The following is a 16,147-nucleotide window of genomic DNA, read 5'->3' on the forward strand; positions in this document are numbered from 1 at the left end:
TATCGAGACCACGAGACCACGAGACCAATCCAGCCCCACCCCACGACACACAAAGCCCCTACCGCGGGCTGAGCTCCTTGCGGTAGAGCACCTTTCCACCCGCGTCACACAGACCGACGGTGAGCACCTTGGTGTCGGCAGCGATGCCGACCTCACCGAAGTGCTGGAACCCTTCGGCCGGCGAGGTGTTCTCCTCGGTCGGTGCGTGGACGAACTCGTATCGGGCACCGAACGTACCGTCGAGCGGACTCTGCGGGAACGCACCCGCATGCAGCGGGCCGGAGACGAATTCCCAGAAGGGTGCGAAGTCCTTGAACGAGGCCCGCTCCGGCTCGTAGGAGATGGCGGCGGTGTAATGCACGTCGGCGGTGAGGAACACCATCCCGGTGACATCCTTGGTCTGGGACAGGATGCGCGAGAACGCGATCTCGCGTCCACGTGGGGCAGCGTTGTCGCCTTGGGCCACCGCCTCCATGGACGCGGGCCCGTTGTCGGGGTCGGTGTTCTTGTCGGGCACCACGATGGACAGCGGCAGATCGTTGGCGATCACCTTCCACGTGGCGGTGGAGCGCTTGAGCGAGTCGATGAGCCACTGTGTCTGCTCCGCTCCCAACAACCCGGCGTCGTCCTCGGTCGACCACGCATTCGGATTGGGGTCCTTGTGACTGCGCATGTCCAGGAGGAAGACGTCGAGCAGCGGCCCGTAGGAGACGGTGCGGTACAGCCGATTCGACGGACCGAGCTGCACCGGCTGCCATTCGGACCACGCTTGTCGCGCGCTTGCGGCCAAGGTGTCCACATGCATCTGGGTGTAGCCGTCCCGCTTCTGACCGGTGAGATCCTCTCCCGGGAACCAGTTGTTGATGACCTCGTGATCGTCCCATTGGACGAGTTGCGGCACGGTCGCGTTGAACCGGCGGTAATGCTTGTCCGTCAGGTTGTAGGCATAGTTGCCGCGATAGTCGTCGACGGTCTGCGCCACATGCGATTTGGCGGGTGAGGTGATGTTGCGGTAGATCTCCCCGTTGTTCTGTTCCTGGGTGGCCTCGATGGGACCGTCGGCGTAGATGGCGTCCCCGGAGTGGATGAAGAAGTCGGGTCCACGGTCGGCCATCGTGCCGAAGATGGTCAACCCGTCCATCTCGGGATTGATCCCCCAGCCCTGTCCGACGACGTCGCCCGACCACAGGAAGTGGATGTCTTTGGCCACCACCGGCGCCGTCGTGAACACTCCGGTCGCCGGCTCACCGACCGCACCGTCTTCTCCCTCGAGGGTGACGCGGTAGTGCACGGTCTGTCCGGGTTCGAGACCCGCCACCCGCAGATGGCCGGTGCCGTCACTGTTCGGGGTGAGCCGCGGTCCGCGGAACGTTCGCGCGTTGGTGAAGGATTCGGTTGCCGAGGTCTCCACGATCATCGTCGCCGGTGCGTCCGAACGCGCCCAGACGACGGCCCCTCCGGAGGTGACCTCTCCGGTTGCGACTCCGTGGGTCAGCGTCGGCCGCGCACGAGTGATCCCGGGACCGGAGTTGGAGTCACCGCAGGCGGCCACCATGGAACCGGCCGGGACGAACAAAGCACCGGCGGCAACACCACGCAGGACAGATCTGCGGGACAGGGACGAGCGACGCGGATTGGCAGGCATTCGCTCAGACTTGCTCATCTGTCCCACGATTCGGCGAACGCGTGGTGACCACGAGGTGACACACGTCCCTGCTCTGTCGACAGCGCCGCGTCGCCGGTCGGCTTATCCTGGCCAGATGAACACCGACCCGGATCTCACCGCATCACTCAGAGAGCCGGCGACACGGGAGGCCATCGCCTCGGCGATTCGCGACGATGTCCTCGACGGGAATCTGCGTCCCGGCGACCGTCTGCCCGAGCCGATGCTCGCCGAACGTTTCGGTGTGTCACGGGTGCCGGTCCGAGAGGCACTGTCCCAGTTGCAAAGCGAAGGGTTCGTCAATCTCGAACGCTACAAGGGTGCAACCGTCTCCGGGGCCTCGCGGGCCGATGCGCTCGAGGTGATGCAGGTTCGTCGCGGACTGGAGGTCTTCGGCGCCCGCCTTGCCGCCGAACGGCTCGGCGGCGATTTCGCCGACGATCTGCGGCTGGTCACCGAATCCGGTACACGCGCCGAACGATCCAAGCAGCACCACCAGGTTCCGCCGCTGGTGATGCGATTCCATTCACTCGTCGCGGCGGCATCGGGGAACCAGGAGTTGTCACGCACCCTGGAACACACGCTGCGGCGTATCGCCTGGGTCTTCGACCGCAACGTCGAGAATCGCGCCGATCGTTGCTGGCGTGACCACACCGCGATCGCGGGTGCGATCCTCGACGGCTCGCCCGTCCAGGCCGGATATCTGATGGACGAGCACGTCAAGAAGGACGAGGATCTGGTTCGTGCGCTGTTGTGAACCGCTGATTCGTATACGAATCTGAGCCGGTTTACGCATCTGTAACGGTGACTAACGCTGACGACACGTGAAACGTATACGAATGTCGTATGCGAAACCTCTCCCTGAGCAGGGTGGGCGGATTATCCGGCCTCGGGCGTGCCGGCATCTTCGGCGCCCAACACGTCATCGTCATGTACACGGGCTGTGTCACCGTCCCCCTGGTGTTCGGGGCGGCGCTCGACCTGGACAAACGCACGGTCGGCCTGTTGGTGAACGCCGACCTCCTGATCGCAGGCATCATCACCATCATCCAGGCCGCCGGTGTCGGCAAGGTGTTGGGCGCGCGGATGCCGGTGGTCGCAGGCGCCTCGTTCACCGCGGTCACCCCGATGATCATGATCGGGCAGGAGTACGGCCTGAATGCGGTGTACGGCTCCATGATCGGGGCCGGCGTGTTCGCGGTCCTCATGGCGGTGCCGTTCTCGAAGCTGTTGCGCTACTTCCCACCGGCGGTCCGCGGCGCGGCGGTCACGATGATCGGGCTGTCCTTGATCGGCAAGGCGGTGTCGATGATCTTCGACGACGGACCCGCCGACGGATCGCGACTGTCGCTCGCGCTGGGCATCATCATCATCGTCGTCGCATTGATGCGCTACGGCCGTGGATTCGTCCGGCAGGCAGCAGTTCTGATCGCACTCGTTCTCGGTACGATTGCGGCCGCGGCGATGTCGCTGACGGACTTCTCGGGAGTCGGCGGCGCCGCCTGGTTCGGGATTCCGGAACCGTTCTTGTTCGGCGCGCCGAGCTTCCCTCTCGCAGGGATCATCTCGATGAGCATCGTGATGATGGTGATCTTCATCGAGTCGACGGCCTACATGATGGCGATCTCCGAGACGACCGGAATCGACGCCGACCCACCGCGCATCGCTCGGGGCCTGGCCGCCGACGGCGTCTCCGCGGTTCTGGCCGGAGCCTGGACATCGTTCCCGGACACCATCTTTGCTCAGAATGTCAGTTTGGTACGGATCACCAGGATCACCAGTCGCGCCGTAGTGGTGATGGCCGGTGCGATCCTGATCGTTCTCGCGGTGATCCCGAAACTCGGTGAGACCATCGCAAGTCTCCCCGGCGCGGTGATCGGATCGGTCAGCCTCGTGATGTTCGCAACCGTCGCCGGAACCGGGATCAGCACACTGTCCAAGGTCGACTACCGCGACAACGACAACCTGCTCATCGTCTCGCTGGCGCTCGGTGCGGGCATGATCCCGGTGGTGTCGAAGGACGTGTACTCGAACTTCCCCGCCGAGGTGCAGATCATCTTCGGCAACGCCATCAGCAGCGCCGTGATCGTGGCCTTCGTGCTCAACATCTTCTTCCACCATCTACCTCGGCGCGGCGGACCTTCCGGCCCGCCCACGTCAGATCCCATCCCCGACAAGGAGGTCGTGGCATGACCGGAGTTCGATTGTTCACCTCACCCACCGCAGGTCCCGACGATGTGAGTGCCCTGAAACTGTTGTCCCCAAAGGGTATCGGCGCGGAGAAGATACTCGCGGTGGTCGGCAAGACAGAAGGCAACGGCTGCGTCAACGATTTCAGCCGTACCCTGGCCGCTGCGGCCTGGGAACCGCAATTGGGCGCCGATGCCGTCACGGTGTTCTCCGGTGGCACCGAAGGGGTGCTGGCACCGCACGTCAACCTGCTGATCGCCGACGACACCAATGACTCTCGCCACGATCGCGGGCTGGTCGCGGCCGCCGGCAACACCAGCCCGATCCCTCCCGAGGAGGTCGGTCGGGCCGGTCAGATGGAAGCCGTTCGCGACACCGTCGCGAAGCTGGTCGCCGAACTCGGCATCGCCTCCACCGACGTCCACCTGGTTCTGGTCAAGTGTCCGCTGCTGACCTCCACCGACATCGCGGGTCTTCGGGCGCGCGGCATCGAACCGATCTGCGACGACACCTATGAGTCGATGGCGCGCTCGCGGGCGGCGAGTTCCCTGGGTATCGCGCTGTCGCTGGGCGAGATCGACGGTGACACCGCCACCGCGGCCCTCGCCGGTACGCGGACGGCGTGGTCGAATCGCGCGTCGGCGAGCTCCGGCGCCGAACTGGACTCGTGCCATGTGCTGGTCGTCGGCGAGAGCGCCCACGTGTCCAACCCGTTGCGCGCCCTGCACACCGAGATGAAAGACGCCTACGACCTGGACTCCCTGATGGATGCCGCGTCCACCGTGGCCGAGCACGGCGGCCGGATCCGACAGCTGTTCGTCAAGGCCGAGGCCGACCCGAGCGGCAGCATCCGCAACCTCCGGCACACCATGCTGACGGACTCCGACGTCAACGCGACGAGGCACGCACGGGCCGCGGTCGGTGCACTCGTCGCCGCGATCAAGGGCGACGGAGCCGTGTATGTCTCCGGTGGCGCCGAGCACCAGGGCCGTCCCGGCGGCGGCAGCGTGACCGTCATCTACGAGGTCGACCCGGCCCGACCCGACCACCACGACACCGATTCGGAAGGCACACCATCATGACCGACAGCACCGTGGACGCCCATCCGTATGCCTGGCCTTACGACGGCGCACTGAACCCCCAACGCACCGCGCTGCTCCTCATCGACTGGCAGGTCGACTTCTGCGGGCCCGGCGGTTATGTGGATTCGATGGGCTACGACCTCTCGCTGACCCGCGCCGGACTCGCTCCGACCGCCGAGGTGCTCGCCGCATGTCGAGCCGCGGGAATGCTGGTGGTCCACACCCGCGAAGGACATCGACCCGATCTCAGCGATCTGCCCGAGAACAAACGCTGGCGATCGGCGCGCGCCGGCGCCGAGATCGGGTCCGTGGGCCCGTGCGGGCGCATCTTGGTCCGGGGCGAACCCGGGTGGGAGATCGTGCCCGAGGTCGCGCCGCAGCCCGGCGAACCGATCATCGACAAACCCGGCAAGGGCGCCTTCTACGCGACCGACCTGGACCTGATCCTGCGCAGCGCGGGCATCACGCACCTGATCCTCACCGGCATCACCACCGACGTGTGCGTGCACACCACGATGCGGGAGGCCAACGACCGCGGATTCGAGTGTCTGGTGCTCTCCGACTGCACCGGCGCCACCGATCACAATCATCACCTGGCGGCACTGAGCATGATCGCCATGCAGGGTGGGGTGTTCGGCGCGACGGCGACGTCGGAGCAACTGTTGTCGGCGTTGCATCCGCTCTCCGCGCTCACCACGACATGACCCGGCGGGCGGTCTTGCTGTGTGGTGTGGCAACCGATGCGACGGTGTGGCGTGCCACCGCGAACCTGATTGCCGCGCGCGGTTTCTCGGTCAGTGTTCCCGAGCGGCCGCGGTCCGGAGACCTGACCCAAGAGGTCGAGTTCCTGGCGCCGCTGTGTGACGGTGCCGTGGTGTTCGGGGTCAGTGGCGGCGCCACACTAGGCCTCGAACTGGCGGCCCACGGAGTCGGCATGGCGGGAGCTTGGCTACACGAACCGGCCGCGGGCTCGTTGGCCCCCGGGCTGCTGGCGCACGTGGTCGAGGCTTTCGACACCGATGGCGTCCCCGGATTCGGTTCCGCGCTGTACGGCCCCGCGTGGGACCCGACGATGACGTCGTCGGACCGGACGACCGTGGCACGAGAGTTGGCGATGTTCCGTGCGTTCGAACCACGCGGCCCGATGATCGATCCGGCAACCTTGACCCTCACCGTCGGTGAACTCTCCCCTCCCCGGCGACATGCTTCCGTCGATTCGCTGTGCGAGGCATTCGGTTTCGGCCGTCGCGTGCTGCTGAACACCTCCCACGCCGCACACCTCGACAACGCCTTCCACCCCATCGTCGACGAACTGGCACCCCACCCACCCACGCCCCCAACGCCGGTCGAGTAGCCACCCCAGTCCCCTCGCCACCTCTCGCGCCTCGCCGGTCGAGTAGCCATCCCAATTCGATCCTCGCCCCTCGCCGGTCGAGTAGCCCCGAGCGAGCGCAGCGAGCCCGAGGCGTATCGAGACCAACACCACACCACACCACCCCTCGCCCCTCGCCCCATCGCCCCCTCGCCGGTCGAGACCACACCAGGCGAACACCCGATGAACACCCGATGACCCTTGCCCCACAAGGGATTGCGCGATCAACCGACTTCCCCTAGCGTTCGACTTCATGCGCCTGGGGACCTCTGGACGACGCCTGACCACGGCCGCGCTGTCGGCCCTCACCGCCATCGGCATCTTCACCGTCACACCGCAGGCGGACGCAGCGCCACCCGGACCAGGCCCCACCTACCGCACCACTTCCTTCGACCTGCAGGCACATCGGGGTGGACGCGGCGAGCACACCGAGGAATCGCTGTACGGATTCGAGAAGTCCCTACGGCTGGGTGTCAGCACGCTCGAGCTCGACGTGGTGCTCACCCGCGACCGCCAACCGATCGTCTGGCACGACCCCACCATCCAGGCCGACAAGTGCCGTGACACCGCACCCGCAACCGCCGGTGACCGACAATTCCCTTACGTCGGAAAGGTTGTCCACGACCTCACCTACGCCCAGATCGCCACGCTGCGCTGCGACGAGCGTCTCGCCGACTATCCGGAGGCCGAACCGGTGATCGGCAACCGGATCGCCCTTCTTCCCGACGTCTTCGCCCTGACCCGACGACTCGGGGCACGCCACGTCGGCTTCAACATCGAGACCAAAATCGAGGCCGAGAAACGTTGGCAGTCGGCCACACCCGAGGAGTACGTCGCCGTGACGGTGGCCGCCATCCGCGCGGCGTCGGTCGCCCAGGGCAGCCCGGTGCGCGCCACACTGCAGAGCTTCGACTGGCGGACCCTGGACATCGCAGCACGCGTCGCGCCCGACATCCCGCGCGTGGCGTTGTGGGATGAGACCACCTGGAAGGCTGGTTCCCGCTGGCTCGGGCCGGTTTCCTACGCGGCCGCACGTGGCGACGTCATCGACGGGGCCCGGCAGGTCGCTTCCATACTCTCACCGGGCTATTCGGTACCCTACGGCGGCAAGGTGGGCGAACCGGGATTCCGCCTGGTCGCCGACCGCGCATTCGTCGCCCGCGCCCACCGGCTCGGCCTCACGGTGATCCCCTGGACCGTCAACGACCCGGCCACCATGCACGCCTCGATCGACGCCGGCGTCGACGGCATCATCACCGACTACCCGACTCGGCTGCGGGCAGTGCTGCGCGAACGCGGCATGCCGTTGCCGGCTCCGGTGCGCTGACCACACACGACCGGCACACGAGCCCTCGACTACGTTCCCGATCGCTGTCGCAGCACGTTCTTCTGGATCTTTCCGGTCGAGGTCTTCGGCAGGTCGGCGAACACGATCTCCTTGGGAACCTTGAACCGCGCCAGGTGCTCCCGCGCGTACCCGACGAGGTCGTCCGCGGCGATCTGCGCTCCGGCGCGCACCGTCACGTATGCGATCGGAACCTCGCCCCAACGGTCGTCGGGTCGGGCCACGACTGCCGACTCGACGACGTCGGGGTGACTGTCCAGGACACGTTCGATCTCCACCGACGCGATGTTCTCACCACCTGAGATGATGACATCCTTGCTGCGGTCGCGGATCTCGGCGTAGCCGTCGGGATGCATCACCGCGATGTCACCGGTGCGCAGCCAGCCTCGCACAGTTGCCGCGGCGGTTGCTTGCGCGTCACGGTAATACCCCAGCATCACGTTGTTGCCGCGCGCCACCAGCTCTCCCTCGGTGGTGCCGTCGGCGGGCACGTCGTCTCCCTCCGCGGTCAGCACGCGCAGGACACCGGCGGAGATGTTGCCGATTCCCTGTCTGGCCTTGAGGATTGCGCGTTCGGAGGCGGTCCCGTCATTCCATTCTGGCTGCCACTGGTTGACGGCGATGGGGCCAAAGGTCTCGGTCAGCCCGTACAGGTGGGTCACCTCGACTCCGAGATCGCTCATCCGGGCGAGCAAAGCAGGCGAGGGCGGGGCGCCTCCCGTACTCGCCTGCACCGTGGGCTCCACGGGGCTCGCGGCCGGGTCCTCGGCGATCATGGTCAGCACCGTGGGCGCAGCGCTGAAATGAGTGATGCCGTCGCGGGTCAGGTGCTGCCAGATCCGGGCGGTGTCGATGGCGCGCAGACACACGTGGGTCCCGCCTGCGGCGGTGATGGCCCACGTGAAACACCAACCGTCACAATGGAACATCGGTAGCGTCCACAGATAGTTCGACGCCGGGCCGATACCCGTGTGGTAGGCCATGGCCAACGACTGCAGGTATGCGCCTCGATGGTGATACATGACGCCCTTGGGCCGGCCGGTGGTGCCCGAGGTGTAGTTGATGGCGAGCAGTCCGCGTTCGTCGGGTTCACGCCACACCGACTCGCCGCCGTCGACCAGCAGCGACTCGTAGTCATCGAGTTCGACGACGACGCGGACACCCGCCGCGGCGCCGACCGCCCGCGCGCGCTCGGCGAACTCCACGGTCGCCACCAGCACGCTCGCACCGCTGTGGTCGAGTATGTAGGACAGTTCGGGCTCGGAGAGCCGAATGTTCAACGGCACCAACACCGCACCCATTGTCGGTACCGCGTTGTGCAGTTCGAGCATCACATGGCTGTTGCCGCACAAGGCCGCCACTCGATCCCCGGGCCGTAATCCGATGCCGGCGAGCCCAGCGGTCAGCCGTCCGACCCGGCTGTGGAACTCCGCGTAGCTGAAGGTCTTGTCGCCGTCGATGATGGCGGTGCGATCGGCGAACGCCTCGGCTGCGCGCGGTAGAAACGAGACGGGCGTCAGTGCGGCGAACGTGAAATCCGCCGGGATCGGGGTCTCTGGTGGTGCGCTGTCCGGCATCCGCGTCGGCCTCCCTGGGTACACAGTGGTGTGAGGCCGATGGTAGCGGTGATCAACCGGATCGGATCCGACGACCGCAACGGCGTCGCCCTGGAGGTCAGCTGTTCTGTTGCGGCCTCTCACCTGCGCACGTCGGGCCGGATCACTTTCCCGGTGGTGGGGTTCCCCGCAGGATCGACGTCATCTTCTTGCCCTTGGCCACCTCGTCGACCAGCTTGTCCATGTACCGGATCTTCTGCATCATCGGGTCGTCGATGTCTTCGACCCGATGCCCACAGATCACCCCGGTGATGAGTTCGGCGTTGGGGTTGAAGTCGGGTGCCTCGTCGAAGAATGTCTGTAGATCGATCTCGGAGTCGATCACCGTCGCGAGACCCGCATCGTCGTAGCCGGTGAGCCAGGAGATTACGAGATCGACCTCCTCCTTGGTGTGGCCCTTGCGCTCCGCCTTGGTCACGTAGTGCGGATAGATGCTGGCGAAGCTGGTCGCGAAGATCTTGTGCCCTGCCATCTCCGTCTCCTTCCGTGTCACCGTCGCTCTTGGCTCGTCGCTGATTATGCCATTCAGCATGGTTCGTTCCGAACTACAGCGTCGCGCAATAGGTCAACGCCCCACGAACTCAGGCCGACCAACACTGCCGAACGGATACCGCCGTCGAAACTCTGCCGCCGCGTGCGCCATCGTCACGAACTCGACGCCGTCGAAGGACGCCCATCGGTCCAGCAACCGTTCGAGCATGAGTAGCACTTGAGGGCGTCCAGAGACGTCAGGATGCAGGGTCATCGGTATCACCGCATAGTCGAGTTCCCGGTATACCCAACCAAATTGGTCATTCCACAGCTGCTCGATGTCTCGGGGGTTGACGAATCCGTGAGAGTTCGGGTGGTCCTTGATGAACATCATCGGCGGAAGGTCGTCGACGTACCAGTTGCCGCAGAACTCGACCAAGTCGATTTCATGGCCGTGCCGGAGCGGTTTCATCCAATGCGAGGCGGGTTTGCTGGTGTCGATCGGCGTCCACTCGTCACCCACACGGGCGTAGAACGGTACGAAGTCGTTGTAGTTCTGCGAGTGATCGTAGACGAACCCGTGCTCGACGAGGATCGACGCCGTGTGCTCACTCATCTCCCACCACGGCGCCACATAGCCCTGCGGCCGTTCTCCACACAATTGCTCGATGAGGTCCACGCTGGTCGCCATCACGTCACGTTCCTGTTGAAGCGACAGCGACCGCGGATTCTCGTGGCTGTAGCCGTGCGCACCGATCTCGTGACCGGCATCGACGCACATCTCGGCCTGACGCGGAAAGGTCTCGATGGAGTGCCCCGGCCAGAACCAGGTTGCGGTGATACCCCGTCGTTCGAGCAGTCGCAGCATGCGCGGCACACCGACCTCGCCGGCGAATACGCCTCGCTGCATGTCGTTCGGTGAATCCTGTCCACCGTAGGAACCCAACCAACCGGCGCAGGAGTCCACGTCGATGCCGACGGTGACCTGAATTCTCTTGTCGGTCACGCGTTGATGCCCCTCCGCCGGATGGTCGAGCCCCGATCCAACAGGTGCCCCCACCCGCCGATGTGGGTGTCGGCGCCGGCGATGTCGAGCGCACACCAGAGTGTCGCCGCGATACTGTCGATCACAGGTCGCCCGATGGCGGCCTCCACGCGAGGTGTGACGGCAGTACCGTCCACGTTGGTACAGATCAGCGCCAGTGCATCCACATCGACATTCGCCGCTGCCTCCACCATCAGCTCCGCCACATCCATCGACGACGCAGCGGCAAAGGAGAAGTTGTCGCTCAACCCCCATTCTGCGTGCCCGGTCACCGCGACACCGTGCTTCGCGTACTCGGCGATGATGCGATCGACGATGTCGCCGGTGTACGGCGACGCGACGGCCAGTTCATCGACCCCGAGATGTCGGCAGGCCCGCAGGATGGCGAGCGTCGAGGTCGTGGCAGGCACGCCGGTGGCGGCGGCGATCGCAGTGCACACTGCATCGTCGTGGTCCACACCGAGCCACGACCCCGCGGTGCCATTCCACACGATCACATCGGGCCGGGCGTCGGCGAGCAGCAGCGCGGCATCGACCATCGAGTCGATGCCGAACGCCGCTCCGCCGCTGTCGGAACTGATTGTCTGAACGCGCACACGCGTGGATACGACAAGTACGTCGCCACGAGAGGCGAGCAGCCGTATGGTCGCGTCCTCGACAACGGTGTTCGACGAGGGCACGATCATGCCGATACGGATCATGTGAAACTCCTCTGTGAAATCGGGTGGTAGCGGTGTCCGAACGCCATCGGGGCCGGCATCACCGAACGGGACCCGTCCCCGATTCCGCAGTTGCGGTGTCACTTTCGGATATCCAGGACTCCTGGGTGGTCCACCATCGCGCGATGTCGATGCGGGTCCCGAACCAGACCTGTGGGTGCGACGTCGCGTAGTCCAGGAATCTGCGCAATGCTCTGCTCCGCGCTGGTCGGCCGACCAACCGGAGGTGCAGTCCGACGCTCATCATGCGAGGTGAATCCGAGTGCCCTGCGACGAGTTCGTCCAGGGTGTCGATGAGTTCGTCGGCGAGGTCCCGTCCGCGTGTCCACCCAGGCGTGGTCGCGAAGCGCATGTCGTTCGTGTCGAAGGCATACGGCACCACCAGATGCGCACGCCCGAAAGTCGGGTCTACGTATGGCAGTTCGTCGTCGTAGGCGTCGCTGTCGTAGACGAACCCACCTTCTTCCACCACGAGTCGTCGGGTCCGGGGGCTGGTCCGTCCCGTGTACCACCCGCGAGGCCGATCACCCGTCGCCGCGGTGATCGCCGCGACGGTCCGGGCGATGTGGTCACGTTCGGTGTCCTCGGCCACATCGTGGTAGTCGATCCACCGATACCCGTGTCCGCAGAGTTCGTGTCCGCGACCGGCGAACTCGGCAGCGAGTTCCGGATAGCGCTCAACGGCCATGCCGCAGGCGAACACCGACGCGGGAACCCGGTACTCGTCGAGAATGTCGAGCACCCTCCACACACCGACTCGGGTGCCGAAGTTGTACATCGATTCGGTACGCAGGTCCCTCGAACCGAGCCGTGGCCGGCCATCCGCAACATCACATCCGGCGTTCTCGGACGAGCCGTCGCCGTGCAGGATGTTGTGTTCGGCGCCTTCTTCCCAGTTGATCACCACACTGACCGCGACCTGCGCGTCCTTCGGCCACCGCCATGTCGGTCGCTGCTCGGCATATCCGCGAAGGTCCCGGGGGTAGAGTTCACTCATCGCGTGCCGCCCGGTGCGCCTGCCGGTAGGTCGTCGTCGCCCCGGCAAGGCATGCCGCCTGCCAGACCGTGGCGATCGCCGAGTCGACGGCACATTCAACGGCGGTGCTCACGTTGGTCGAGACGACCGCAACCGGCCGCCCCTCTGCGCCTGCGAGTTCGTTGATCGTCGCGTCGAGTTCTGATTGTGGGATCTTCGCGAAGTCGAGGTTGCGGGTGATACCGCCCTGCGCGTCCGCGTCGATCCCAAAACCCTTACGGCTCAGATGATCCAGCACCCGCTGGTGCAGCGCGGCAGAGTTGGGCGTGTACAACCCGATCCGTCTGGCACCCACATCGTCCAGCGCTGCCAATACTGCGCGATGAGTCGAGGTCGCCGGCACTCCGGTACGCTCGGCCATCGCGGACACGATCTCATCGTCGGCCGCTTCGCTGAGCCAGAATCCCGTCGTCCCGGCCCACGTGATCAGGTCGCATTCGCATTCGCCCAGCAATTCCGCGGCGTCGGCCAGGTTGCTCGCCGTGAATTGGGGTTCCGCGACGGCGGCCTCATCCATCGCCCGCACACTCACACGTGTGCACACGGCCGAGATTCCGAGAGCCGCCAGCAAGCCGGTGGAGTTGAACAGCCTCTCCATGGTCGGATTCGAGGACGGCACGACGAAGCCGATACGTGCCCGGATCATGGTGTCCTTTCATACGAGTTCGGCCCGATCGTCGCCGGACCAGGGTGGGGCACTGCGGCCAAACGCTCGGCGAGTGCACACAGTCGGAGCTCCGAACCCATCGCACCGACGAGTTGGACAGACACCGGCCGACCGGCATCGTCGCAGCCGGTCGGTATCACCAGCGAGGGGAGTCCCGTGAGTGACACAGCACGGCAGTGTCCCATCAGCTCGTGCCCCGTCAGAGTCGTCATGCCGACCTGAACCGGTTCGCCGAATCCGACAGCGCCGCTGGGTGCACAGGGCACGATGACCGCGTCATATTCAGCGAGACTCCGATGGATTCTGTGCCGGATTCGCATGGCGGCTGCCCATGCATCCCGGACAACAGTGTCCACACGAGGTTCCGGTGGCGCGTTGTCCAGCACGGCACGGGTCTGGGAACACAACAGGTCCTCACGGCCGCGCACGATCCGTCGCACGTCAGAATGGTCGTCGAGCCGCGCGCGCAGCGTCGCGTACGCCTCCAGGGCGCCGATGAACAGCCCCTCGGCATCGTCCGTCGTCAGCCCATCGTCACGGGCTCGTGCTTCGACCGCTGCCAACGCCTTCCGCACACCCTCGCGAACGGGCCCGATCTCCGTGCCATCGGTCACCAGAATGCGACCTTGTGGCTCTTGGCTTTTCGTCGGAGGACCTGTGATCGCCTGCATGACGTGTCCGATCTTGCGGGGTGTCCGCGCCATCACACCGATCACCTCGAGCTCGGCCGACAACTGCCAGGGAGCCCGGGACAGACCCAGCGGATCGTCGAAGTCTGCCCCGAGGCCACCGATGCGTCCGTCACCAGGTGTCGCGCCGACTCCGGGTCGCAGTCCGTAGATGCCCAAAGCTTGTGCGGGCCAGCGAATCGATCCGCCATAGTCACCTGCGAGCGCGAAGTCGACGACACCGGTGGCCACAGCGACTGCATCGCCACCGCTGGACCCACCCGGCGACAGGTCGTCGCGCCACGGGTGCCGAACACGTCCACCGAGGCGGGTCTCGGTATCCGTGCCGAAACCGAACTCGGCGCAGTTGGACTTACCGAAGAACCGTGCGCCCACACGCCGCACACGCCGCACCACCGTGGCATCGACACGCGGCCGATAACCCTCGAGAGCCAGACTGCCTGCCCGCGAGGGAACTCCGGACACGGCAAATAGGTCCTTGACGCTGAACAGGTCATCCCGGAGATGACCGTCGCGGACAGCTGCGGACTCGCGACGCACTGCGTCGGGGTCGACGTGGACGAAAGCATTAGTCCAGCGATATTCCTCCCACCGTCCCAACGCTTCGGTCGCACGTACAGCGGTCACCGGACCTGCTCGCGCTCTGCTCGCACTCCGGATTCGATGCGATCGGCGATCGTCCGACGCAGCGCAATGAACTCCGCGGCCGTCACGTCGCGGGGGTGCGCAGCATCGACCTCGAAGATCTCCGTTACCCGACCTGCTGCCATCGTCGCGAGTCGATCGCTGAGGACCAGCGCCTCCTCGATCGAGTGTGTGACGAACAATGTCGTCACCTTGCGTTCCTGCTGAAGGCGAACCGCGAGTTCCTGCATCTCCCTACGCACGTAGGCGTCGAGCGCTGCGAAGGGCTCGTCCATGACGAGCACGTCCGGCTGCATCGCCAGAGCGCGTGCGATCCCCACGCGCTGCGCCATTCCGCCGGACATCTGGTGGGGATGGCGGGTGGCGGCGTGCTCCAGTCCTACCTCCGCGAGATGGTGCAGCGCCCGCTCTTTGCGTTCCGAGTGCGACAAACGGAGATGTCGCAGGCCTTCGGCAACGTTCCCGGCCGCCGTCAACCACGGATAGAGTGTCGGCGCCTGGAAGACCACTGCGCGATCGGGTCCGGCTCCCCGCACCTCTCGGCTGCCGACACGAACCTGGCCGGAATCCGGACGCTCGAACCCGGCGAGGAGGTTGAGCAGGGTCGTCTTGCCGGTGCCACTCGGGCCGAGCAGCGAAAAGAACTCACCGGCACGGATATCGAGCGTGCAATCGGCCAACGCCGTGGTGCAACGCCCGTTCTGCCAGTACTGCTTGGTGACATTCTCGAGACAGACCGTCGTCGACGTGGACACTGTCGGCGTCATCCGCGCACTCCCGTCGCCGCATGCCAGCGCAGTGCCGACGCGGTCATTGCTCGCAACGCCATATCGGTTGCCAGACCGCAGATCCCGAGCACGATCATGGCTGCGAACACCCCGGGATAGTCGAGATAGTTGTAGCAGTTCCAGATGGTGTACCCCAGACCTGAACGAACCGCCAACATCTCCGAGGTCACGGCCATCATCCACGCCAGCCCGAGCCCGATACGCAGCCCGCCGACGATGCCGGGCAAGGCTGCCGGCAGTACGACGGCGAACGTGGTCCCCAGCCGTGAGCGACCCATCATGCGAGCGGCTCGCAACAGGTCTCGTGAAACGCCGGACACGGCCACGGTGCTCGATGCCGCTATGGGGAAGACAGCTCCGAGGAACACGAGAAAGTAGTTGGTCACGGCACCGATGCCCAGAATCACGATGCATACCGGAATCCACGTTGTCGGTGGCACCGGCCCGAGGATCCGCATGGTCGGTGTCAACAGCTCGTCGGCCCAGCGTGACACCCCGATCAGGAGGCCGAGTAGCACCCCGACGAGGGCCGCCGAGGCGTAGCCGATCGCAACCCTCTCCAACGTTGCGCCGACATCGACGAGAAGTTTTCCGCTGTAGAACATTCCGCCATGCGATCCGGTGGCCCAGTCGTTCAGGGTGGACAACACCATCGCGGGCGACGGGATGAGCGCCTTCGGGAAGATCTCGGCACGGACCACGAGGTCCCAGCCCACCAGGATCAAGACCGGCACTACAGCACCCAGGGCGACTCGGCGAACCATCGCAGTGCGTGTGTTGTCACGCCGAGAGGGCGCCGGTGACGGTGCAGCGTGGTCG

At 65.6% G+C, this 16,147-nt stretch carries 16 protein-coding genes; 6 read left to right on the plus strand and 10 right to left on the minus strand.

All coding sequences use genetic code 11. The features are described 5' to 3' along the window. Positions 1 to 58 precede the first annotated feature (58 nt). Positions 59 to 1,663, minus strand: a complete 1,605-nt coding sequence (locus tag AAFP35_RS03385) for an alkaline phosphatase D family protein (protein ID WP_419220138.1) — start codon at positions 1,661 to 1,663, stop codon at positions 59 to 61. 97 nt (positions 1,664 to 1,760) lie between these two features. Between AAFP35_RS03385 and AAFP35_RS03390 the strand changes: the two genes are divergently transcribed. The 6 genes from AAFP35_RS03390 (at position 1,761) to AAFP35_RS03415 (ending at position 7,634) form a co-directional block, all read left to right on the plus strand. Continuing rightward, positions 1,761 to 2,420 (plus strand): GntR family transcriptional regulator, encoded by a 660-nt coding sequence (locus AAFP35_RS03390; protein WP_419220139.1) that lies wholly within the window; start codon positions 1,761 to 1,763, stop codon positions 2,418 to 2,420. Between the two features lie 89 nt (positions 2,421 to 2,509). Continuing rightward, a complete protein-coding gene (locus AAFP35_RS03395) occupies positions 2,510 to 3,856 on the plus strand; it encodes a nucleobase:cation symporter-2 family protein (protein ID WP_419220140.1) in 1,347 nt (448 codons plus the stop codon). Beyond that, positions 3,853 to 4,935 (plus strand): ring-opening amidohydrolase, encoded by a 1,083-nt coding sequence (locus AAFP35_RS03400; RefSeq protein ID WP_419220141.1) that lies wholly within the window; start codon positions 3,853 to 3,855, stop codon positions 4,933 to 4,935. Before AAFP35_RS03395 ends, AAFP35_RS03400 begins: the two co-directional genes overlap by 4 nt. Further along, on the plus strand, positions 4,932 to 5,639 hold the full coding sequence (locus AAFP35_RS03405) for a cysteine hydrolase family protein (protein WP_419220142.1): 708 nt from the start codon (positions 4,932 to 4,934) through the stop codon (positions 5,637 to 5,639). The genes AAFP35_RS03400 and AAFP35_RS03405 overlap by 4 nt, the downstream gene beginning before the upstream one ends. 26 nt (positions 5,640 to 5,665) lie before the next feature. Then, entirely contained in the window at positions 5,666 to 6,289 is a 624-nt protein-coding gene (locus tag AAFP35_RS03410; RefSeq protein WP_419220143.1) for an alpha/beta hydrolase, read from the plus strand. Positions 6,290 to 6,560: 271 nt separating this feature from the next. After that, positions 6,561 to 7,634, plus strand: coding sequence for a glycerophosphodiester phosphodiesterase family protein (locus tag AAFP35_RS03415; RefSeq protein WP_419220144.1), 1,074 nt, complete (start codon positions 6,561 to 6,563; stop codon positions 7,632 to 7,634). A gap of 29 nt (positions 7,635 to 7,663) precedes the next feature. Here AAFP35_RS03415 and AAFP35_RS03420 read toward each other — a convergent pair whose 3' ends face one another. The 9 genes from AAFP35_RS03420 to AAFP35_RS03460 form a co-directional block, all read right to left on the minus strand. Next, positions 7,664 to 9,229, minus strand: a complete 1,566-nt coding sequence (locus AAFP35_RS03420; protein WP_419220145.1) for an AMP-binding protein — start codon at positions 9,227 to 9,229, stop codon at positions 7,664 to 7,666. Positions 9,230 to 9,371: 142 nt separating this feature from the next. Next, positions 9,372 to 9,740, minus strand: coding sequence for a DUF2200 domain-containing protein (locus AAFP35_RS03425; protein WP_419220146.1), 369 nt, complete (start codon positions 9,738 to 9,740; stop codon positions 9,372 to 9,374). Positions 9,741 to 9,833: 93 nt separating this feature from the next. Next, positions 9,834 to 10,745 (minus strand): polysaccharide deacetylase family protein, encoded by a 912-nt coding sequence (locus AAFP35_RS03430; RefSeq protein ID WP_419220147.1) that lies wholly within the window; start codon positions 10,743 to 10,745, stop codon positions 9,834 to 9,836. Continuing rightward, complete coding sequence (locus AAFP35_RS03435; RefSeq protein WP_419220148.1) at positions 10,742 to 11,485, minus strand: Asp/Glu racemase; 744 nt, start codon at positions 11,483 to 11,485, stop codon at positions 10,742 to 10,744. The genes AAFP35_RS03430 and AAFP35_RS03435 overlap by 4 nt, the downstream gene beginning before the upstream one ends. A gap of 58 nt (positions 11,486 to 11,543) precedes the next feature. Further along, positions 11,544 to 12,500 carry a polysaccharide deacetylase family protein gene (locus AAFP35_RS03440; RefSeq protein ID WP_419220149.1) on the minus strand — a complete coding sequence of 319 codons (957 nt, stop codon included), beginning with the start codon at positions 12,498 to 12,500 and terminating at the stop codon, positions 11,544 to 11,546. Beyond that, a complete protein-coding gene (locus tag AAFP35_RS03445) occupies positions 12,493 to 13,185 on the minus strand; it encodes a hypothetical protein (RefSeq protein ID WP_419220150.1) in 693 nt (230 codons plus the stop codon). Before AAFP35_RS03445 ends, AAFP35_RS03440 begins: the two co-directional genes overlap by 8 nt. Then, positions 13,182 to 14,522 (minus strand): amidase, encoded by a 1,341-nt coding sequence (locus tag AAFP35_RS03450; RefSeq protein WP_419220151.1) that lies wholly within the window; start codon positions 14,520 to 14,522, stop codon positions 13,182 to 13,184. Before AAFP35_RS03450 ends, AAFP35_RS03445 begins: the two co-directional genes overlap by 4 nt. Continuing rightward, complete coding sequence (locus AAFP35_RS03455; protein WP_419220152.1) at positions 14,519 to 15,307, minus strand: ABC transporter ATP-binding protein; 789 nt, start codon at positions 15,305 to 15,307, stop codon at positions 14,519 to 14,521. Before AAFP35_RS03455 ends, AAFP35_RS03450 begins: the two co-directional genes overlap by 4 nt. After that, complete coding sequence (locus AAFP35_RS03460) at positions 15,304 to 16,062, minus strand: ABC transporter permease (protein ID WP_419220153.1); 759 nt, start codon at positions 16,060 to 16,062, stop codon at positions 15,304 to 15,306. Before AAFP35_RS03460 ends, AAFP35_RS03455 begins: the two co-directional genes overlap by 4 nt. Positions 16,063 to 16,147 lie beyond the last annotated feature (85 nt).

Source organism: Gordonia sp. CPCC 206044 (genome assembly GCF_048537895.1).
Taxonomy (GTDB): Bacteria; Actinomycetota; Actinomycetes; order Mycobacteriales; family Mycobacteriaceae; genus Gordonia.

Bases quoted from the DNA above. Each gene is read 5' to 3' on its own strand.
- AAFP35_RS03425 (WP_419220146.1), bottom strand. From the start codon at position 9,740: ATGGCAGGGCACAAGATCTTCGCGACCAGCTTCGCCAGCATCTATCCG.
- AAFP35_RS03385 (WP_419220138.1), bottom strand. From the start codon at position 1,663: ATGAGCAAGTCTGAGCGAATGCCTGCCAATCCGCGTCGCTCGTCCCTG.
- AAFP35_RS03440 (WP_419220149.1), bottom strand. From the start codon at position 12,500: ATGAGTGAACTCTACCCCCGGGACCTTCGCGGATATGCCGAGCAGCGA.
- AAFP35_RS03435 (WP_419220148.1), bottom strand. From the start codon at position 11,485: ATGATCCGTATCGGCATGATCGTGCCCTCGTCGAACACCGTTGTCGAG.
- AAFP35_RS03390 (WP_419220139.1), top strand. From the start codon at position 1,761: ATGAACACCGACCCGGATCTCACCGCATCACTCAGAGAGCCGGCGACA.
- AAFP35_RS03400 (WP_419220141.1), top strand. From the start codon at position 3,853: ATGACCGGAGTTCGATTGTTCACCTCACCCACCGCAGGTCCCGACGAT.
- AAFP35_RS03420 (WP_419220145.1), bottom strand. From the start codon at position 9,229: ATGCCGGACAGCGCACCACCAGAGACCCCGATCCCGGCGGATTTCACG.
- AAFP35_RS03405 (WP_419220142.1), top strand. From the start codon at position 4,932: ATGACCGACAGCACCGTGGACGCCCATCCGTATGCCTGGCCTTACGAC.
- AAFP35_RS03455 (WP_419220152.1), bottom strand. From the start codon at position 15,307: ATGACGCCGACAGTGTCCACGTCGACGACGGTCTGTCTCGAGAATGTC.
- AAFP35_RS03395 (WP_419220140.1), top strand. From the start codon at position 2,510: ATGCGAAACCTCTCCCTGAGCAGGGTGGGCGGATTATCCGGCCTCGGG.
- AAFP35_RS03445 (WP_419220150.1), bottom strand. From the start codon at position 13,185: ATGATCCGGGCACGTATCGGCTTCGTCGTGCCGTCCTCGAATCCGACC.
- AAFP35_RS03415 (WP_419220144.1), top strand. From the start codon at position 6,561: ATGCGCCTGGGGACCTCTGGACGACGCCTGACCACGGCCGCGCTGTCG.